Raw genomic sequence first — 20,085 nt, forward strand, 5'->3', positions numbered from 1 at the left:
GGGGTGTCGAGGGGGAGGGAGGGGGCCTATCGCCCCGAAGGGGCGCGGGGACTGCGCGACCAGCCACAACGGCCCGGCACCTACGAACGCAAGCCCCGCGGAGCGCTACGCTCCGATGAGTCGCGAGAACTTCTGCTCGTACGCCGTCTCCTCGGCCTCGCTGAGCGAGCGGAAGGAGTGGGACTTCGCGCTCATCGCCTTGTCCGGAAGGATGAGTTCGTTGGCCGCGAGGGCGGGGTCGATCTTCGCGAGTTCGTCGCGGACTCCGTCGACGGGGCACTGGTAGTTGATGAACGCGGCGAGCTTGGCGGCGACCGGAAGCTCGTAGTAGTAGTCGATGAGCTTCTCGGCGTTGCTCTGGTGGCGGGCCTTGGCCGGGACGATCAGGTTGTCGCTCGATGTCATGTAGCCGGCCGCCGGGATCGCGTACTTGATGTCCGGGTTGTCGGCGCGCAGTTGGGTCACGTCGCCGCCCCAGGCGACACAGGCCGCGAGGTCGCCCTTCACCAGGTCGCCGGTGTAATCGTTGCCGGTGAAGCGGCGGATCTGCTTGGTGTCGACGCCCTTTTGGAGGCGTCCGATCGCGGCGTCGAAGTCGGCGTCGGTGAAATGGGCGGGGTCCTTGCCGAGGTCGAGCAGGGTCATCCCGATGGAGTCGCGCATCTCGGACAGGAAGCCGACGCGGCCCTTGAGGCTGGGGTCGTCGAGGAGCTGGGTGATCGAGTCGACCTTCTTGCCGCCGGTGGCCTTGGAGTTGTAGGCGATGACGGTCGGGATGCCGGTCCAGGGGTAGGAGTAGGCGCGGCCCGGGTCCCAGTCGGGGGTGCGGAACTGGGACGCGAGGTTGGCGTAGGCGTGCGGCAGGTGCTCGGGGTCGAGCTTCTGTGCCCAGCCGAGCCGGATGAGGCGGGCGGCCAGCCAGTCGGTGAGGACCATGAGGTCGCGGCCGGTGTCCTGGCCGCCGGCGAGCTGCGGCTTGATCTTGCCGAAGAACTCGACGTTGTCGTTGATGTCCTCGGTGTAGGTGACCTGGATCCCGGTGCGGCGGGTGAACTCGTCCAGCGTCGGATGGTGCTTCTTGTCGTCGCTGATGTCCATGTACTGCGTCCAGTTGGAGAAGTTGATCTTCTTCTCCTGGGCGGAGTGGTCGGCGTTGGACGGTCCGGTGCCGTTCTCCTTGGTGGCGGCGGGGATGCCGCAGGCGCTCAGGGTGGCGAGGCCGCCGACGGTAAGCGCGCCGAGGCCCGATGCGCGCAGCACGGAGCGGCGGGTGAGGGCGCCGCGGCCGGTGGTCAGGCTGCGCCGGACGGCGGCCAGTTGGGCCGCGGCGAGGGGGCCGTTGCCCGCTCGGGCGGAGTGGGGAGCTGGGGGGAGGTCGGACTCGTACTGCTCCATGCGCGGTGTGCCCTTCCGGGTGGGTTCGTCGGCCTCGTCGGGCCCTCGGCTATCGGTCCCCGAAGATCGTGCGGTGCCAGTCCTTCTTCGCCACCGCCGTGTTGTCGTACATCACGTGTTTGACCTGCGTGTACTCCTCGAAGGAATACGCCGACATGTCCTTTCCGCTCCCACTCGCCTTGTAGCCGCCGTGCGGCATCTCGCTGATGATCGGAATGTGGTCGTTGATCCAGACACATCCCGCTTTGATCTCGCGGGTCGCCCGGCCGGTGCGGTACACGTCGCGGCTCCAGGCGGAGGCGGCGAGTCCGTAGGGGGTGTCGTTGGCGAGGGCGATGCCTTCGTCGTCGGTGTCGAAGGGCAGCACGACCAGGACGGGGCCGAAGATCTCGGCCTGGACGGCCTCGCTGTCCTGGGCGGCGTCGGCGATGAGGGTGGGCGGGTAGTAGGCGCCGTCGCCCTCGGGGGCCCGGCCGCCGGTCACGATCCGGGCGTAGTCGCGGGCCCGCTCGACGAAGGCGGCGACACGGTCGCGGTGCACGTGGGAGATGAGCGGGCCGAGGTCGGTGTCCTCGCGGAACGGGTCGCCGAGCCGGACGCTCTCCATGAGGGCCGCGACCCGCTCGACGAAGGCGTCGTAGAGGGGACGCTGTACGTAGGCGCGGGTGGCGGCGGTGCAGTCCTGGCCGGAGTTGATGAGCGAGCCGGCGACGGCGCCGTGCACGGCGGCTTCCAGGTCGGCGTCGTCGAACACCACGAAGGGGGCCTTGCCGCCGAGTTCGAGGTGGACGCGCTTGACGGTGCGGGTGGCGATCTCCGCGACGCGTTTGCCGACGCCGGTGGACCCGGTGAAGGAGGTCATGACGACGTCGGGGTGGCCGACGAGGTGCTCGCCCGCGTCCTTGCCGGATCCGCTGACGATGTTGATGACACCGTCCGGGATGCCCGCCTCCTTGGCGGCCTCGGCGAACAGGAGCGAGGTCAGCGGGGTGATCTCGGCGGGCTTGAGGACGATGGTGTTGCCCGCCGCGATCGCCGGGAGGATCTTCCAGGCGGCCATCTGGAGCGGGTAGTTCCAGGGGGCGATGGACCCGACGACGCCGATGGGCTCGCGGCGTACGTAGGAGGTGTGGTCGCCGGAGTACTCGCCGGCGGAGGTGCCTTGGAGGTGCCGGGCCGCCCCCGCGAAGAAGGCGGCGTTGTCGACCGTGCCGGGGACGTCGAACTCGCGGGTCAGCTTGAGGGGCTTGCCGCACTGGAGGGACTCGGCCTGGGCGAATTCCTCGGCGCGCTCGGCGAGCACCTCGGCGAGCTTGTGCAGGGCGGCGGAGCGCTCGCCGGGGGCGGCGGCCGACCATCCGGGGAAGGCCTCCTTGGCGGCGGCGACCGCGGCGTCGACGTCGGCGGTGCCCGCCAGCTCGTACGCGTACACCGTGTCCCCCGTCGCGGGGTCGACGACGGCCTGGCGCCGCCCGGAGGTCCCCGGGCGCAGTCGCCCGCCGATGTACTGGGCGCCGGCCGCGAAGCGGTCCTGTGCGGGGAAGCGGTCCTGTGCGGGGGTGCGGTTGCCTTGGCCGGTGTCGGTGTCCATGTCGCCCACGTTCTTCGTAGCTTCAGCTCGATTTGAGTGACGATCCTGGCAGAGCGACATCCGGCCAACAAGTGATTCCGTTGTTGCCTTTTGGTTACGCGACGGAATCTGTCGACCAAGTGTCGCGTCGGAGCGGCGTTGGCCCGACGGGTTGTCAGTGGCGCGTGCCAGACTCGCGTGCATGACGGGGATCACGGGGGACCGCGCGCCGCTGGACGGACTGATCGCGCAGGTCAAGAAGGGTGAGCGGATCAAGTTCCTGCACTTCTGGGGGCACCGGCCGCAGCGGGACGGGTCGCTGGGCCCGAGCTGTTTCAGCCAGTGGTGGCCGTCACGCTTCGTGGTCGACGGTGTCGAGTACGCGACGGCCGAGCACTGGATGATGGCGGCGAAGGCGCGGCTCTTCGGGGACGCGGAGGGCGAGCGCGCGGCGCTCACCGCACCGAACCCGGCGCTGGCGAAGAAGGCGGGCCGCCTGGTGCGGGGCTTCGACGAAGCGGTGTGGCGGCGGGAGCGCTACGCGACAGTGCGCGCCGGGTGCCTGCACAAATTCGGCCAGGACGCGGCGCTGCGGGCGTATCTGCTCGGCACCGGCGACCGGGTTCTGGTCGAGGCGAGCCCGCTGGACCGCATCTGGGGCATCGGCCGGGCGGCGGACACCCCGGAGGCCCAGGATCCGGCCCAGTGGCGCGGCCTGAACCTCCTGGGCTTCGCCCTCACCGAAACCCGCGAAAGGCTGCGCCGCGAGTAGGCCCCTGCAGGGGACGCGAGCAACCCACCGCGCGCGCAGCCGACCAACAAGCCCCCGGGACGCGGCCCCGCCCAAAGGGGCGCGAGGAACTGCGCTAGCAACCCACCACGGCCGACAGCCGAAACCGCGGGGCCGGCACGGCAAACCCCGGCGCGGGGAGCCGATGCGGGCTCCCCGCGCCGGGGCGGGGTACTGCGGGCGCCGCCCGAAAGCGGCGCCCCGGTGGTGCTACGAGGCAGCCCTCAACGACCCGACGCGGCCAGCGTCAACGCGCTGTCCCAGTAGTCGTACTCGCTGTGGTGCGACTCCGGCGCGTTGGCCACGAGCACGATCAGCAGGACGAGGATCACGACACCGAGCACGATGCCGACGATGCCCATGATGATGCCCGCGAGGGCCTGCCCCCGGTTGCTGGCCTCCCCCCGCGCGGCCTTGCCCTTGCCGAGCATGCCGAAGATCAGGGCCAGCACACCGAGCACGATGCCGGAGATGCCCCACGAGCAGAACATCGTCACGCAGGCGACGATGCCGAGCACCATCGCGGCTATGCCGAACCCGTTCTGCGGAGCGGCCATCCCGGTCCAGCCGGCATAGCCGTAGGAGGGCTGCTGGCCGGGGTAGCCGGGGTAGCCACCGTCGTAACCGGGCTGCTGCCCGGGGTAGCCGGGATATCCGGCGTCCTGGCCCGGCTGCTGGCCCGGGTAGCCGCCGTCCTGGGCCGGCTGCTGCGGCGGGGCGGGGTAGCCGTAACTCCCGGGCGCCGCCTGCGGTGCGGGCGGCGGCGTCGGAGCGCCGAAGCCGGGTGCCTGCTGTCCGGGCGCGCCCGGGTAGGGGGCACCGGTCGGGGCGCCGGCGGGCGGCGCGGGCATCGAGACGACGGTCTGCTGGTCGTGCACCGGCGGCTTGTCCAGCGGGACCTTGCGTTCCGGCGGCGCCCAGGGGTCGCGCGGCTCCTGGCCTCCCGACGGCTGCTGGGTGTTCTCTGACATGGGCCTCCCCCATCGTGGTTCCGTCATGCTACGGCCCGGGTCATGGGCCGATCCGCCCGGCCTACCATGATCCCCGACCGGCGAAGGCCCTACGACGCCGAGCACGCGAGCCCCCTCGCGGCAGACCCTGGAGGACCCCCATGACCGACCTGCACCCCTTCATCGCGGGGCTGCCCAAGGCCGAGCTCCACGTGCACCACGTCGGCTCCGCCTCGCCGCGCATCGTGGCCGAACTCGCCGCCCGGCACGCGGACTCGAAGGTCCCCACCGACCCCGAGGCGCTCGCCGACTACTTCACCTTCACGGACTTCGCCCACTTCATCGAGGTGTACCTCTCGGTCGTCGACCTGATCCGTACGCCGGAAGATGTGCGCCTTCTCACCTACGAGGTGGCCCGTGACATGGCCCGGCAGAACATCCGGTACGCCGAGCTGACCATCACGCCGTTCTCGTCCACCCGACGCGGCATCGACGAGCGCGCGTTCATGGACGCGATCGAGGACGCCCGCAGGGCCGCGGAGGCCGAGTTCGGCACGGTCCTTCGCTGGTGCTTCGACATTCCGGGCGAGGCGGGCCTGGAGGCCGCCGCCGAGACGGCCCGCCTCGCCACCGAGGACGGGGTGCGCCCCGAAGGCCTGGTCTCCTTCGGCCTGGGCGGCCCGGAGATCGGGGTACCGCGCCCGCAGTTCAAGCCGTACTTCGACCGGGCCATCGCCGCCGGCCTGCACTCCGTGCCGCACTCGGGCGAGTCCACGGGACCCCAGTCGATCTGGGACGCGCTGATCGAGCTGCGCGCCGAACGGATCGGCCACGGCACCAGCGCCACCCAGGACCCGGCGCTCCTCAAGCACCTCGCCGAGCACCGGATCGCGCTGGAGGTCTGCCCGACGTCCAACCTGGCGACGCGCGTGGTGCCCGGCCTGGACCGGCACCCGGTCAAGGAGATGGTGGCGGCCGGCGTCCTCGTCACCATCAACAGTGACGACCCGCCGATGTTCGGCAGCGACCTGAACAACGAGTACGCGGTCGCCGCCCGCCTCCTCGACCTGGACGAGCGGGGCCTGGCGGGCCTCGCCAAGAACGCCGTCGAGGCGTCGTTCCTCGACCCGGCGGGCAGGACGAAGCTCGTCGCGGAGATCGACGACTACACCGCCAAGTGGCTCGCCGGCTGACCCGGCCGGGCCGTGGCTCCGGCTGGCCGCGGCCGCGACCGGTCAGCACAATGACCCCATGCGCACCGTGACTGCCGTGGCCCACCGCGGCGACCCGTACCGTGTCCGCGAGAACACGCTCCCCTCCATCGCCTCGGCTCTGGAGCGGGGCGCCGACGCGGTCGAGATCGACGTCCGGACGACCAAGGACGGCGTGCCCGTGCTGCTGCACGACGACACGCTGAAGCGGCTGTGGGACGTCGACCGCCCGCTGGCCGAGCTCCCGCACGCGGAGGTCACCGAGGTCACGGGCGGCGGAGTCCCCACCCTGCGCCGGGCCCTGATGGCGGCCGGCGCGCACCGGGTGATGATCGACCTGCCGGGCGCGACCGAGGAGTCGGTGCGCAAGGTGGTGGGCACGGTGCGCGAGTGCGGGGCGGGCGAGCGGGTCTACTACTGCGCGGGCCCGGTCACCATGCTGCGGGTCCGCCGCGCCGACCCCGGCGCCGAGATCGCCCTGACCTGGACGAAGCCCGCTCCGCCGCGCCCCGCCCTGGTCGACGCCATCAAGCCGCGCTGGCTCAACTACCGCTTCGGCCTGGTGCGTTCGGATGTGGTGGCGCGGGCCCACCGGGACGGCCTGCTCGTCTCGGCGTGGACCGCGGACACGGCCCGCACGCAGCGCCGTCTCGTCGCATACGGCGTGGACTCGATCACCACCAACCGGCTGGACGCGCTGCGCGGGGTCCTGTCCGCGCGGTAGCGGCGCGCGGGGCGGACACGACGGCACAGGACCGGCGGGCGCGGGGCGGCCACGGCCACGAGGGCCCAGGGCAGGCGGGGGCGGGGACGGGGGGCGGGATGACGGCGGAGAGTCCGGCGGCACGGCTGCGGGCGGCGAACGGCTGGGCGGTCGACATCGGTCTCGCCCTGCTGGTGCAGGTGGCGATGTCGATCCCGTTCGTCGTCGGGCGCCCCGACGGGCTGCGCCCCGCCACCTGGGCGGACTACGGGCTGACCTCGCTGTGTGTGCTGCCCCTGGTGTGGCGGCGCCGGGCCCCGGTGACGGTGGCGCTCGCGGTCCTGACGGCCGGCGCGGTGTACAAACTGACCCTCGACGGACCGGGCCAGCCGCTGCCCTACCCCGGGCTCGTCGCCCTGTATTCGGTGGCGGCGCTCTCCCCGCCGCGCCGCAGGATCGGGGTCGCCGCGCTGGTGGCCGCCCTCATCGTGCCCTCGGTGGCGCTCAACACCCAGGACGCCAAGGAGTTGATGTTCTCCTTCTTCGTCTTCGGCGCCGCGTACGCGCTCGGCCGGCTCACCCACACCCGGCAGGCCTACACACGGGCCGTCGAGGACCGTGCGGCGCAGTTGCAGCGGGCCAACCGGATCGAGGCCGAACAGGCCACGGCTCGTGAACGGGCGCGGATCGCCCGGGAGATGCACGACATCCTGTCCCATGCGGTCAGCATCATGATCGTGCAGGCGGAGGCGGGCCCGCTGGCGGTGCGGGCGGCGCCGGCGCGGGCCGAGGCCGCGTTCGAGGTGATCTCCGAGACGGGCCGGGACGCGATGGTGCAGCTGCGCCGGATGCTGGGCGTGCTGCGCGAGGAGGGTCCCGCGCACGCCGTCCCCGCCCCGCGCCGGCCGCAGCCGGGCGTCGCGGAACTGCCCGCGCTGGCCGAGCGCGTGTCCCTGAACGGCCCTTCGGTGGCGTACGAGGTGACGGGTGCGCCGTGCCCCCTGCCGCCCGATGCCGGGGTCACCGCGTACCGGATCGTGCAGGAGGCCCTGACGAACGTGGTCAAGCACGCGTCCGCCTCCTCGGTGTCCGTTCAACTGGCTTATGCGGCGGACGAGTTGACGATCACGGTCCTCGACAACGGCTGCGGGGCGGCGCCCGGCCCCGGGACCGGTGGCGGACACGGCCTGATCGGGGTGCGCGAGCGCGCGGCGGCACACGGCGGCACCTCGGCGGCGGGCCCGGGGCCCGGCGGCCGTGGTTTCGAGGTACGAGCCGTCATCCCGCTGCCGCCCCCCGAGCCGCGCTCCCGCCCGGTAACCTCCCGCACGGAGGTGGGGCCGTGACGATCCGTGTGCTGGTGGCCGACGACCAGGAGCTGGTGCGCAGCGGTTTCGCCCTGATCCTGGACGTGCAGCCGGACATCGAGGTGGTCGCCGAGGTGGGCGACGGCGTGCGGGCCGTCGAAGCGGTGCGCCGGCTCGCGCCGGACGTGGCGCTGCTCGACATCAGGATGCCGCACCTGGACGGCATCGAGGCCTGCCGCGAGATCAGCGCGCGGAGCGCCTGCCGCACGGTGATGCTGACCACCTTCGATTCCGACGAGTACGTCTACGAGGCGCTGCACGCCGGGGCGAGCGGCTTCCTGCTCAAGGACGTGCGGCGGGACGATCTGGTGCACGCGGTACGGGTGGTGGCGGCCGGGGACGCGCTGCTCGCCCCGTCGGTGGCGCGCCGGCTCATCGCCGAGTACACCTCGCGTCCCGCCGCCCCGAGCTCCGCCGGGCGCCTCGACCACCTCGACGCACTGACCGCGCGTGAACGCCAGACGCTGCTCCTGCTCGGCCGTGGCCTGTCCAACGCCGAGATCGCGGCGGAACTGTCGGTCTCCGAGCACACGGTGAAGACGCACGTCGGCAACGTCCTGGCCAAGCTGGGGCTGCGCGACCGCGTGCAGGCCGTGATCTGCGCGTACGAGACGGGCCTGATCTCGGCGGCCCCGGCGCCCTGACCGGCTCCCCCGCGCGAGGGAGTGCGGGCGGCCGGACTCCCCCGTACCGGTGAGGAGCGGCGGCCGCGGAGATCGCTCTCCACGGCGATCCGCCCGCGGCCCGTGATCAGCAGGATGGGCCCATCGGCACGACATCCCCCTCGATCACGGAGATCTCCGCATGAACGCCCGTACCCGTACCACCCTGCTCGCCACGGCTCTGGTCGTGGGGCTCTCGGCGGTCCCCGCCGTCGCGGCCCCCGCGCCGGCGACGGCCGCTGCCGCTGTCGGCCACACCACCCCCGGCCTCGACACCCTCGCGCTGCGCGCGGCCATCGCCGGCGCCGGGAAGCCGGGCGCGGACGCGACGGCCGCGCTGGTCCGGGTCGGCGGTGCCGGAGGGAGCTGGCGCGGCAGTGCCGGGGTGCACGACCTGGCGAGCGGCGCCCCGGCGGACCCGGAAGGACGCTTCCGGGCGGGTTCGGTCACCAAGGTCTTCACCGCGGCGATGGTGCTGCAGCTCGCGGGCGAGGGCAGAGTCGACCTGAACCGGCCGGTGCGCGCCTACCTTCCCGACCTGATCCCGGCCGCCTACGCGAAAGTGACGGTACGTCAGCTTCTCAACCACACCTCCGGCATACCGTCCGCCGGATCGCCCGGCGGCTCCCTCGACGACGTGTACGCGCACCGCTTCGAGAGCCGCGACCCGAAGGACGTGGTCCGCGAGGCGACCGCACAGAAGCCGGACTTCGCGCCGGGCACCGAGCAGCACTACGACAACATCGGCTACACCGTGGCGGGCCTGCTCCTTGAGCGGGTGACCGGCGACTCGTACGCCCATCAGCTGGCCACCCGCATCGTGCGGCCGCTGCGCCTGACGAACACGTGTGTGCCCGGCGCGGATCCCGCCCTCAGGGGCCCGCACAACCACGGCTACCAGGTGTTCACCGCGCCGGACGGCTCGACGGACCTGCGGGACGTGACGGTGTGGGGCGCGGGCGACACGTTCGCGGCGGGGGACCTGATCTCCACCACGGCCGATCTGGAGCACTTCACGAACGCCCTGTTCACGGGCCGGGTGGTGCGCGGGCCCCAGTTGAAGGAGATGTTCACGCTGCCCGGCCGGTCGGTGCGCGACATGGAGACGGGGAAGGCGGCCGCGTACAGCGTGGGTCTTTCGACGATCCGGCTCGGCGGCCACGACGTGTGGGGCAAGACGGGTGGCCGTTACGGTTACAACACCGCGATCGGCGCCACGTTGTCGCCCTCGGGCGACGTCACGCGGACGCTGGTCTACAGCGTCAACTCCACGGACGCGAAGGGCGAGGACATGAACCCGACCGCCATGAAGATCATGACCGCCGCCTTCGGAGCGCCGGACCCCGCCTGACGGACCGCCGTCTCATGCGGGCGCGGGCACGGCGGCCGCGGCCGGGCCGGTCATCGCCTCCAGCGCCTTGATCCTGCGCCGCACCACGTACAGCGGGATCACGCCGAACACCCCGAACGACATGTCGATCACCGACCACCAGAAGGGGATTCCCCTGATGGGGCCGCAGATCAGGGCGACGGGCAGGATGCCGGCGCAGGCGATCATCGCGAACTCGACGACCCAGACGTTGCGGACGGGATCGCGCAGCACCCCGTAGAAGGCGACCGCGATGACGAGATGGGCGAAGGCGAGCCAGTCCGTGCCGTACAGCAGGAACGGATGGTCGGTGTCGGCGGAGTCGAGTCCGGCCCGCACCCGGTCGATCCAGGCGCTCAGGCCGGGCAGCCGGTCCCCCAGCGGGGTGTCGCGCAACAGGGACTGGGTCCAGTGCAGTTCGTGCACCAGGGGGAAGGCCGTCAGCCCGCTCAGGACCAGACAGACGACGAACACGGCCAGCCACACGCGGATACGCCTCAGCAGGGCGTTTCGCTCGCTCATGATCGCAGCGTACGCCACTGTTGAACACGTTCAAAAATCGGGTCCGCCGGCACGGTACGACGGGGCGGCGGACGTTCGGCCGGCTACAGCCCCACGATCGCGTTCCACCGTTTGGCGAACTCCACCCGTTCCGTGGAGGTGATGTCCCGGGCGATCGCGAGGCGGGAGCGCATCGCGGCGTCGGGGAAGATCAGGGGGTTCTCGGCGAGTTCGGCCTCGTCCTTGTCCTTGGAGGAGGCCAGGACCTCGCGGGCGGCCGGGACCGGGCAGACGTAGTTGACCGACGCGGCAAGCTCCGCGGCGACCTCGGGGTCGTAGTAGTAGTCGACCAGCGCTTCCGCGTTCGCCTTGTGGCGGGCCAGGTTGGGGATCATCATCGACTCCGCCCACAGCTCCGCCCCCTCCACGGGCACCACGAACTCGATGTCGGGATTGTCGGCCTGGAGCTGGAACACGTCGCCGCTGTAGGCCTGACAGGCCAGCACGTCGCCCTTGTTGAGGTCGCTGGTGTAGTCGTTGCCGGTGAAGCGCCGGATCTGGTTCTTCGCGACCTGCTTCTCGACCTGGTCGCACATGCGGTGGAAGTCGTCGGCCGTCCACCGGGTGATGTCGACGCCGTTGCCCTGCATCAGGAGCGCGAAGGATTCGTCCAGGCCGGAGAAGAGCGTCACCTTGCCCGCGAGCCGCGGGTCCCACAGGTCGCTCACGTGCTTCAGCTCACGGCCGAGCTTCTTCCGGTTGTACGCGATGCCGGTGATCCCGGACTGCCACGGGACGCTGTGCAGGCGCCCGTTGTCGAAGGCGGGTGTGCGCAGCTGCGGGTCCAGGTACTTCGTGACGTTGGGCTGCTTGGCGCGGTCCATCTCCTGCACCCAGCCCAGCCGCACGAACCGGGCCGCCATCCAGTCGCTGATGACCATGAGGTCGCGGCCGGTCTCCTGGTGGTTCATCAGGGCCGGGCTGATCTTCCCGAAGAACTCGTCGTTGTCGTTGATCTCCTCGGTGTACGTGACGGAGATCCCGGTGCTCTTGGTGAACGCGTCCAGGGTGGGCCGCCGGGAGGCGTCGTTGTCGTCGACGTCTATGTAGAGCGGCCAGTTGGCGAAGGTCAGGGCCTTGTCGGCCGCCGAGCGGTCGCGTCCGGCCCGGTCGCCCGGTGCGACGTACGCTGCGGGGACCCCGCAGCCGGCCAGCGCGGCCAGCGCGGCGCCGCCGCCGAGGGCGCGCAGGAGACTGCGGCGGGTCAGAGGGCTGCTGGCGCGGTGCGCGGTCGGTGGCATGCCCGCAGGATGCCCGGCCCGCCCACCGGGTTCAATGGACGCTGCGTACAGCCCTGCGGCCCAGGCCAGACACCCTGTCGGGGCACCCCGTCGACGCGGCGGGAGCACCACGCCGGCACGGCGGCAGCCGAAAGGGGCGGGGGATCAACTCCCCCGCCCCTCGCGGTCGTTCGGGCCGGCTCGGCGGCCGGGCTCAGCCCTCGATCGACGTCATCACGTGCTTGATGCGCGTGTAGTCCTCGAAGCCGTACGCGGAGAGGTCCTTGCCGTAGCCGGACTTCTTGAAGCCGCCGTGCGGCATCTCGGCGACCAGCGGGATGTGGGTGTTGATCCACACGCAGCCGAAGTCGAGGTTCTTGGACATCCGCATGGCGCGGGCGTGGTCCTTGGTCCACACCGAGGAGGCCAGGGCGTACTCGACGCCATTGGCGTACTCCAGGGCCTGGGCCTCGTCGGTGAAGGACTGGACGGTGATGACCGGCCCGAACACCTCGTTCTGGATGATCTCGTCGTCCTGCTTCAGGCCGGAGACGACGGTCGGGGCGTAGAAGTAGCCCTGGTCGCCGACGCGGTGGCCGCCGGCCTCGACCTTGGCGTGTGCGGGCAGGCGCTCGATGAAGCCGGTCACCTGCTTGAGCTGGTTGGCGTTGTTGAGCGGGCCGTACAGCACGTCCGCGTCGTCGGGCTGCCCGGTCTTGGTGTCGGAGGCGGCCTTGGCGAGCGCGGTCACGAACTCGTCGTGGATCGACTCGTGCACGAGCACGCGGGTCGCGGCGGTGCAGTCCTGGCCGGCGTTGAAGTAGCCCGCGACCGCGATGTCCTCGACGGCCTTGGCGATGTCGGCGTCCTCGAAGACGACGACCGGGGCCTTGCCGCCCAGCTCCAGGTGGACACGCTTGACGTCCTTGGAGGCGGACTCGGCGACCTGCATGCCGGCCCGTACGGAACCGGTGATGGAGGCCATGGCCGGGGTCCGGTGCTCGACCATCGCGCGGCCGGTGTCACGGTCGCCGCAGACGACGTTGAAGACGCCCTTGGGGACGATCGCGCCGATGATCTCGGCGATCAGGACCGTCGAGGCGGGGGTGGTGTCCGAGGGCTTGAGGACCACGGTGTTGCCCGCGGCGAGCGCCGGGGCGAACTTCCACACGGCCATCATCATCGGGTAGTTCCACGGCGCGACCTGCGCGCAGACGCCGACCGGCTCGCGGCGCACGATGGAGGTCAGACCCTCCATGTACTCGCCGGCGCTGCGGCCTTCGAGCAGCCGGGCCGCGCCCGCGAAGAAGCGGATCTGGTCGACCATGGGCGGCACTTCTTCGGTGCGGGTGAGCTCGATCGGCTTGCCGGTGTTCTCCGACTCGGCGGCGATCAGCTCCTCGGCGCGCTCCTCGAAGGCGTCCGCGATCTTGAGCAGCACGCGCTGGCGCTCGGCGGGCGTGCTGTCGCGCCAGGCGGGGAACGCCTTGGCCGCGGCCGCCATGGCGGCGTCCACGTCCTCCTGGCCGGAGAGCGGCGAGGTCGCGTAGGGCTGGCCCGTGGCCGGGTTGACCACCTCGATGGTCCGCCCGTCGGCAGCATCGCGGAACTCTCCGTCGATGTAGTTGCGCAAACGACGCAGTTCGGTGGTCACTTCGCTGGCCTCCCGGTCCGATGTCCGATGGATGAGACAACCCACCCTAGTCGGTGGAGCGACGCTTTCGACAGACCCGACGCCCCTGAACTTCGGATTCAGTTCCCTGGAGGTCACGGAACAACGAATTTCATCGCTTTGGGGTTGCGGGACGGACCGGGTCGGGTGCACAGTGGCTCCGTGGCCAGCCGAAGCACAGACCCCAGGACCGGGAACGGATCACCGTCCCGGCTCCCGACCCCAGCCCCTCAGGGAGACGCCACGCGTCGTACCAACGGGTCGACGATCGATGCCGTCTCTCTGGCGATCATCGAGCAGCTCCAGGAGGACGGGCGCCGCCCGTACGCCGCGATCGGCAAGGCCGTGGGCCTGTCCGAGGCGGCCGTGCGCCAGCGCGTCCAGAAGCTGCTCGACCAGGGTGTGATGCAGATCGTCGCCGTCACCGACCCGCTCACCGTGGGTTTCCGGCGTCAGGCGATGGTCGGCATCCGGGTCGAGGGAGACCTCGACCCGGTGGCGGAGGCACTGACGGCCATGGCCGAATGCGAGTACGTGGTGATGACCGCGGGCTCCTTCGACCTGATGGTGGAGGTCGTCTGCGAGGACGACGACCACCTTCTCGAAGTGATCAACAAGAGGATCCGCGCCCTCCCCGGCGTGCGTTCCACCGAGAGCTTCGTCTATCTCAAGCTGAAGAAGCAGACCTATATGTGGGGAACCCGATAGCCGTGAGCAAGGACCTCAGCCAGACCGCCTACGACCACCTGTGGATGCACTTCACCCGCATGTCGTCGTACGAGAACGCGCCCGTTCCCACCATCGTCCGTGGCGAAGGCACCTACATCTACGACGACAAGGGCAAGAAGTACCTGGACGGCCTGTCGGGCCTGTTCGTCGTCAACGCAGGACACGGCCGTCACGAGCTCGCCGAGACCGCCTACAAGCAGGCGCAGGAGCTGGCCTTCTTCCCGGTGTGGTCCTACGCCCACCCCAAGGCCGTCGAGCTCGCCGAGCGCCTCGCGAACTACGCGCCGGGCGACCTCAACAAGGTCTTCTTCACCACCGGTGGCGGCGAGGCCGTCGAGACCGCGTGGAAGCTGGCGAAGCAGTACCACAAGCTCACCGGCAACCACACCAAGTACAAGGTCATCTCGCGTGCGGTCGCCTACCACGGCACCCCGCAGGGCGCCCTGTCCATCACCGGTCTGCCCGCCCTGAAGGCGCCCTTCGAGCCGCTGGTCCCCGGCGCGCACAAGGTGCCCAACACCAACATCTACCGCGCCCCGATCCACGGCGAGGACCCGGTGGCCTTCGGCCGCTGGGCCGCCGACCAGATCGAGCAGGAGATCCTCTTCGAGGGCCCCGAGACCGTCGCCGCCGTCTTCCTCGAGCCGGTGCAGAACGCGGGCGGCTGCTTCCCGCCGCCGCCCGGCTACTTCCAGCGGGTCCGCGAGATCTGCGACAAGTACGACGTGCTGCTCGTCTCCGACGAGGTCATCTGCGCCTTCGGCCGGCTCGGCACGATGTTCGCCTGTGACAAGTTCGACTACGTGCCGGACATGATCACCTGCGCCAAGGGCATGACGTCGGGCTACTCCCCGATCGGCGCCTGCATCATCTCCGACCGCCTCGCCGAGCCGTTCTACAAGGGCGACAACACCTTCCTGCACGGCTACACCTTCGGCGGCCACCCGGTCTCCGCCGCGGTGGGCCTGGCCAACCTCGACATCTTCGAGCGCGAGGGCCTCAACCAGCACGTCCTCGACAACGAGGGCGCCTTCTTCGACACCCTCAAGAAGCTCCACGACCTGCCGATAGTCGGCGACGTCCGCGGCAACGGCTTCTTCTACGGCATCGAGCTGGTGAAGGACAAGGTCACCAAGGAGAGCTTCAACGACGAGGAGACCGAGCGCGTCCTGTACGGCTTCCTCTCCAAGGCGCTGTACGACAACGGCCTGTACTGCCGGGCCGACGACCGCGGCGACCCGGTCGTCCAGCTCGCGCCGCCGCTCATCTCCGACCAGTCGACCTTCGACGAGATCGAGGGCGTCCTGCGTCAGGTCCTGACGGAGGCCTGGACGAAGCTCTGACCGTCCCCGCACGTCCCCCGCACGCGGCCCGGCCGCGCCCATCCGAGTGAGATGGGCGCGGCCGGGCCGCGTGCTGTTGGGCGAGCCACACCCCACTGCTTAGCGTGCCAGTGACCGATCGGCCCTGCCTTCGTTCCCCCGTACGGGGAGCAGGAAATCTGATCTGAACCGAGGTGTGCACCATGGTGGCTCCGCCGGACAACGACGTGCTGTGGGCACGTTCCCTGAACCATTCCCACAGCGGCTCGCCCGCCCTGACCGGGGTCGGCGTGGAGGTCCGCGAGGGCGAGATCCTCGCCGTGGGCGGTCCGCGCGGCTGCGGCAAGACGACCCTATTGCGCTGTCTCTCGGGCAGTCTCGTGCCGGACGAGGGCGAGGTCTGGTTCACCGGCGTGCCGGTGCACACCCTGGGCGCGGCGGCCCGTGAGCGGCTGCGCCGCGACCGGTTCGCGTGGATCGACCCCGAGCCCACCCTGGTGCCCGAGCTGAGCGCGTGGGAGAACGCCGCGCTGCCGCTGCTCCTGCGCGGCGTCGCACAGCGCGCCGCGAAGAAGACCGCCCTGGAGTGGCTGGAGCGCCTCGACATCGACACCTGCGCGAAGAAGCGGCCGCACGCCCTGCTCCAGGCGGAGCGCCAGCGCGTGGCGATCGCGCGGGCCCTGGTCACCGAGCCCGCCGTGCTGTTCGCGGACGAGCCGACGGCGACCCTGCACCGCGGCGACGGGGCGCAGGTGCTGCGCACCCTGCTGACCGCGGCCCGCTCGCACCACATCACCACGCTCATCGCCACCCACGACACGGAGGTGGCGGCCCTCGCGGACCGCACGGTGGTCCTCATCGACGGGCGCCGGGTCAACTCCCGGGGAAACAACGGCCCTTCGGAAGCGGAGGGTATCGCCGCGTGCTCGCTCTCCGTCTAGCCCGCGGCACCCACCCGCTGGTCCTGCTGCGACGCCTGCTGGTGTCGGCGGCGTCCGCCGGGGTCGGCTTCCTCCTGCTGTGCACGCTCGGCCACGCCGTCGGCCATCCCGGCGCGTCCGTCCTGCGCCTGCTGTGGTGCGCCGTCCCCCTGGCCGCCACCGTGTACTTCGCTGTCGCGGTGGCCCGCACCGATCCCAGCACCCGGCCGCGCCCCGGGCTGTCCGCGGTGGGCCTCGGCCCGGCCCGCCTCGCCGCGATCGCGGCCGCGTCCACGGCGGTGACGTGCACGCTCGGCTCGGCGGTGGCGCTCCTGGTCTACCTCCACCTGCGCGGCGACATCACCGGTCTTCCCTTCGACGGGGCCGCCGCGGGACTGCTCGCCGCGGACCAGCCGATGCCGCTCGCGGCAGCGCTGACCCTGCTCGCCGTGCTGCCGGTGACGGCCTCGACGGCGGCCGGCCTCGCGCTGCGCCCGCGTACGGTCCGTGCCGGTGACCAGAGCGACCCGGTGCACCCCGAGGAGCCCGCGCCCACGCCGAGCGGGCTGCCGTGGGGCTGCGCGCTCATCGCGGTGGGCCTCGCGGTGGAGACGTACGTGAGCCGGGACGGCTCGGGGTCGGGGTTCCCGATGCCGGGCCACCCCGAGGGCAGCCCGGCCGGGCTGCTCGGCGGCTGGGCGCTGACCGCGCTCGGCCTCGCCCTGGCCGGCCCCGCGCTCGCGCATTTCAGCGGACGCCTGCTGCAACTGGCCCGTCCGGGCGCGGCCCGCCTGCTCGCCGGGCGGGTCCTGATGGCGGAGGCGCGCCGCATCGGTCGCCCCCTGGGCGTGGTGAGCGCGGTGGCGTCGGCCGCGATCGCGGCGGCCGCGCTGTACGGGGACCAGGCGGGTCCGCACCCGTTCGGGCCCCTCACGGGACTCGGCGCGGCGCTGGTGATGAGCTGCACGGTGGCCACGCTGCTGACCGCGTTGCTCGAATCCCGTCACGCTCGTGCCCACACGACGGCGGCCCTTGTGTCGATCGGCACCCCGGCCACCACCCTCAGAGCCGCGGCGGCCCTGAGGACCCTGGCTCTGCTGGCCGTCTTCACCCCGCTGACCGCCACGATCGCCGAGGCAGCGGCGCTCCCCCTGCGCTAGCGCCCCGCCCCCCCCTGGGGCCCCGCCCCAGACCCCGTATCGCGCCTCAAGGGCGCTCGTCCTCAAACTCCCCCAAGGCCTCAAGGGCCAGGGGGGACCCCCATGACAGGCTGAAGCGGCCTCCACCGAGCCCCGCCAGGGGCGCGGGGAACTGCGCGCGCAACCGTCCACGGTCCGCACACGAAGGCGGGGCCAGGGGCGCGGGGAACTGCGCGAGACGCGGGCACGGTCCGCACACGAAGGCGGGGTCGGAGGGGCCGGGGCCCGCCTCGCACCCGGGGCACCCGCATTCCGCCCGGCGCAGCGCAGCGCCTAGCATGGCCGCCGTGCCGGACACAGACGAAACCCTCCCCGCGGGCAGCGACACCGAGATCGAGTCGCTGGCCGAATTCGACGCGGCCACCGCGCACGGCGGCCTCACCGGCTTCCGCGTGCAGTCCGTCGACCTCACGGCCCGCACGCCCGCCCTGCTCGCCACCGACACCTCCGCCGCCGTCTTCCTCGGCTGCGCGATGGAGCCGGACGCCGCCGCCAAGGTCCGCGCCGACGGCGCCCTCGTCTTCCCACCCGTCCCGCACCTGCCGTTCAACCCCTACCGCGGCACCCTCTACTCCCCCGCCGAACTCTTCGAGGGCCTCGCGGCCGGCTACGAGCACACCCCGGACGCGCTGTCGTACGCCTGGTTCCAGCGGACCAAGGCCGACGGCGACGTCTTCTCCTCGATGCTGCGCTCCATCCATGACGACGCGGTCTCCGACGCCCTGGACGAACTCCTCGTCGGCGCACGGGTGGCGGGCGTGATGGGCGGCCATGCGATGGCCCGCGGCACCAGCGAGTACCAGGGCGCGGCCGTGCTCGGGCGCACCCTGACCCGCGCCGGGTTCACCGTGGCGACGGGCGGCGGTCCTGGCGCGATGGAGGCCGCGAACCTGGGCGCGTACGCCGCGCCCTTCGACGACGCGATGCTGGACTCGGCCCTTCAACTCCTCGCCGGCGAGCCCTCGTTCAGGCCGTCGGTGTCCGCGTGGGCCCGCGTCGCGTTCGAGGTGCGGACCAAGTGGCCGCGCGGCGCCACCTCCGTCGGCATCCCCACCTGGTTCTACGGCCACGAGCCGCCGAACGCCTTCGCGGGCGCCATCGCCAAGTACTTCGCCAACGCCATCCGCGAGGACGGCCTGCTCGCCCGCTCCAACGCGGGCGTCGTCTTCCTGCCGGGTGCGGCCGGCACCGTACAGGAGATCTTCGACAACGCGACGCCGAACTACTACGAGTCGCACGGCACACCGACGCCGATGGTGCTCGTCGACCGCGCGCACTGGACGCGGGAGCTGCCGGCCTGGCCGCTGCTCCAGGCGCTGGCGCAGGACCGTCCGATGGCGTCCCGCATCGCCCTCGTCGACTCCGTGTCGGAGGCCCCCGAGGCGCTGGCCCGCATGTCGGGCGAGGCCTGAGGGCGGGCGCCGGGGCAGGCGGGCCAGAAACTGCGGGGACCCAGGCAACTCCCAAAGGACGGCAAACGTCTGGTAAAGCGCAGGGGGGTGAACCGGTTGCCCCCGCCATGAACGGAGTCACCCGTGCTGCTCGGTCTGCTGACCGCCATCGCCGCCTCGGTCTGTTACGGCACGGGCTCGGTCCTGCAAGCCGTCGGGTCCCGCAGGTCCGCCCGCCGCGACGCCGCCGCGAGCGATCGCACGCAGCACGGCGGCCCCAGCCTCTCCTCCACCGCGAAGGCGGCGGCGACCTGGGAGTTCATCGTCGGCACGGTCCTCGACTTCGTCGGGTTCGGGCTCGGCGCACTGGCGGCCCGCCTGCTTCCCCTGTTCCTCTCGCAGACGGTGATCAGCGCGAACCTGGTCATCACCGCGGTGCTCAGCGTCAAGCTCCTCGGCATCCGGCTGAGCCGCGCGGAGTGGACGTCCATCGGCGTGGTCTGCTCGGCCCTGGTGCTGCTCGCCACGGCGGCGGGCCATGAGGGCGGCGGGCACACCGCGCCGGCCACGCACGGGTGGCTCCTGGCGGTCTCGCTCCTCCTGATGGCCGGCGGCGCGGTGGCCGTACGCCTGCTGGGCGCCCGCGCGGCGATCCTCGCGGGTCTCCTGTCGGGGCTCGGCTTCGGCGCGCTCGGCGTGGGTGTGCGCGTCCTGAACGGCGTGGACCCCTTCGACGCCGGGGCCCTGCTCGCCGACCCGGCCCTCTACGCGATCCTGGTCGCCGGCATCGGCGGCATGTACCTGCACACGGTGGCGCTCCAGATCGGTTCGGTGAACGGGGCGACGGCGGCGCTGGTGGTCGGCGAGACGGTGTTGCCGGGGGTGATTGGCGTGCTGTGGCTCGGCGACGCGTCGCGGGCGGGGCTCGCCTGGATGGCGGTCCTGGGGTTCCTCCTTGCGGTGGGCGGGGCGGTGGCGGTCGCGTGGTTCGGCACGCCCGACACCCCGGCCCCGGCCACCCCGAAGGAACCGGCCCGGGTCGGCTAGCCCCTCG

18 protein-coding genes are annotated in these 20,085 nt (G+C 71.8%); 12 read left to right on the forward strand and 6 right to left on the reverse strand.

From position 1 onward, the window contains the following. Nucleotides 1–105 precede the first annotated feature (105 nt). Both OG432_RS07485 and OG432_RS07490 read right to left on the reverse strand, forming a co-directional pair. Nucleotides 106–1,395, reverse strand: a complete 1,290-nt coding sequence (locus OG432_RS07485; protein WP_328308989.1) for a polyamine ABC transporter substrate-binding protein — start codon at nucleotides 1,393–1,395, stop codon at nucleotides 106–108. Between the two features lie 49 nt (nucleotides 1,396–1,444). Next, nucleotides 1,445–2,986, reverse strand: coding sequence for a gamma-aminobutyraldehyde dehydrogenase (locus OG432_RS07490; RefSeq protein ID WP_328308991.1), 1,542 nt, complete (start codon nucleotides 2,984–2,986; stop codon nucleotides 1,445–1,447). A 151-nt stretch (nucleotides 2,987–3,137) separates the two neighbouring features. Between OG432_RS07490 and OG432_RS07495 the strand changes: the two genes are divergently transcribed. Next, nucleotides 3,138–3,737: an NADAR family protein gene (locus OG432_RS07495; protein ID WP_443058350.1), complete on the forward strand. Its 600-nt coding sequence runs from the start codon at nucleotides 3,138–3,140 to the stop codon at nucleotides 3,735–3,737. A 242-nt stretch (nucleotides 3,738–3,979) separates the two neighbouring features. On the opposite strand, the gene OG432_RS07500 is transcribed toward OG432_RS07495, so the two are convergent. Next, a complete protein-coding gene (locus OG432_RS07500; RefSeq protein ID WP_328308995.1) occupies nucleotides 3,980–4,726 on the reverse strand; it encodes a DUF4190 domain-containing protein in 747 nt (248 codons plus the stop codon). A 50-nt stretch (nucleotides 4,727–4,776) separates the two neighbouring features. On the opposite strand from OG432_RS07500, the gene OG432_RS07505 reads away from it, so the two are divergent. The 5 genes from OG432_RS07505 to OG432_RS07525 all read left to right on the forward strand — a co-directional run bounded on the left by OG432_RS07505 (nucleotide 4,777) and on the right by OG432_RS07525 (nucleotide 9,999). Continuing rightward, nucleotides 4,777–5,898 carry an adenosine deaminase gene (locus OG432_RS07505; protein WP_443058557.1) on the forward strand — a complete coding sequence of 374 codons (1,122 nt, stop codon included), beginning with the start codon at nucleotides 4,777–4,779 and terminating at the stop codon, nucleotides 5,896–5,898. A 58-nt stretch (nucleotides 5,899–5,956) separates the two neighbouring features. Further along, a complete protein-coding gene (locus OG432_RS07510) occupies nucleotides 5,957–6,640 on the forward strand; it encodes a glycerophosphodiester phosphodiesterase (protein ID WP_328308997.1) in 684 nt (227 codons plus the stop codon). 98 nt (nucleotides 6,641–6,738) lie between these two features. After that, a complete protein-coding gene (locus tag OG432_RS07515; RefSeq protein ID WP_328308998.1) occupies nucleotides 6,739–7,965 on the forward strand; it encodes a sensor histidine kinase in 1,227 nt (408 codons plus the stop codon). After that, a complete protein-coding gene (locus OG432_RS07520) occupies nucleotides 7,962–8,630 on the forward strand; it encodes a response regulator transcription factor (protein WP_328308999.1) in 669 nt (222 codons plus the stop codon). The genes OG432_RS07515 and OG432_RS07520 overlap by 4 nt, the downstream gene beginning before the upstream one ends. A gap of 160 nt (nucleotides 8,631–8,790) precedes the next feature. Then, the gene (locus tag OG432_RS07525; protein ID WP_328309001.1) at nucleotides 8,791–9,999 is read left to right on the forward strand and encodes a serine hydrolase domain-containing protein; all 1,209 of its coding nucleotides are present in this window, start codon (nucleotides 8,791–8,793) and stop codon (nucleotides 9,997–9,999) included. 12 nt (nucleotides 10,000–10,011) lie between these two features. On the opposite strand, the gene OG432_RS07530 is transcribed toward OG432_RS07525, so the two are convergent. The 3 genes from OG432_RS07530 to OG432_RS07540 form a co-directional block, all read right to left on the reverse strand. Next, nucleotides 10,012–10,539 (reverse strand): hypothetical protein, encoded by a 528-nt coding sequence (locus OG432_RS07530; protein WP_328309003.1) that lies wholly within the window; start codon nucleotides 10,537–10,539, stop codon nucleotides 10,012–10,014. Between the two features lie 83 nt (nucleotides 10,540–10,622). Beyond that, a complete protein-coding gene (locus tag OG432_RS07535; RefSeq protein WP_328309005.1) occupies nucleotides 10,623–11,819 on the reverse strand; it encodes a polyamine ABC transporter substrate-binding protein in 1,197 nt (398 codons plus the stop codon). Nucleotides 11,820–12,012: 193 nt separating this feature from the next. Continuing rightward, entirely contained in the window at nucleotides 12,013–13,452 is a 1,440-nt protein-coding gene (locus OG432_RS07540; protein WP_328309007.1) for a gamma-aminobutyraldehyde dehydrogenase, read from the reverse strand. 165 nt (nucleotides 13,453–13,617) lie between these two features. On the opposite strand from OG432_RS07540, the gene OG432_RS07545 reads away from it, so the two are divergent. From OG432_RS07545 to OG432_RS07570, 6 genes are all read left to right on the forward strand, one after another. Next, on the forward strand, nucleotides 13,618–14,178 hold the full coding sequence (locus OG432_RS07545; RefSeq protein WP_328309009.1) for an Lrp/AsnC family transcriptional regulator: 561 nt from the start codon (nucleotides 13,618–13,620) through the stop codon (nucleotides 14,176–14,178). Then, a complete protein-coding gene (locus OG432_RS07550; protein WP_328309011.1) occupies nucleotides 14,163–15,542 on the forward strand; it encodes an aspartate aminotransferase family protein in 1,380 nt (459 codons plus the stop codon). Before OG432_RS07545 ends, OG432_RS07550 begins: the two co-directional genes overlap by 16 nt. 182 nt (nucleotides 15,543–15,724) lie before the next feature. Continuing rightward, entirely contained in the window at nucleotides 15,725–16,462 is a 738-nt protein-coding gene (locus OG432_RS07555; RefSeq protein ID WP_328309013.1) for an ABC transporter ATP-binding protein, read from the forward strand. Further along, entirely contained in the window at nucleotides 16,444–17,601 is a 1,158-nt protein-coding gene (locus tag OG432_RS07560; RefSeq protein WP_328309015.1) for a hypothetical protein, read from the forward strand. The genes OG432_RS07555 and OG432_RS07560 overlap by 19 nt, the downstream gene beginning before the upstream one ends. Before the next feature lie 317 nt (nucleotides 17,602–17,918). Next, nucleotides 17,919–19,052, forward strand: a complete 1,134-nt coding sequence (locus tag OG432_RS07565; RefSeq protein WP_443058351.1) for an LOG family protein — start codon at nucleotides 17,919–17,921, stop codon at nucleotides 19,050–19,052. 123 nt (nucleotides 19,053–19,175) lie between these two features. Beyond that, entirely contained in the window at nucleotides 19,176–20,078 is a 903-nt protein-coding gene (locus tag OG432_RS07570; RefSeq protein ID WP_328309019.1) for a hypothetical protein, read from the forward strand. The last annotated feature ends 7 nt before the right edge of the window (nucleotides 20,079–20,085 follow it).

It is taken from the genome of Streptomyces sp. NBC_00442, from assembly GCF_036014195.1.
GTDB lineage: Bacteria > Actinomycetota > Actinomycetes > Streptomycetales > Streptomycetaceae > Streptomyces.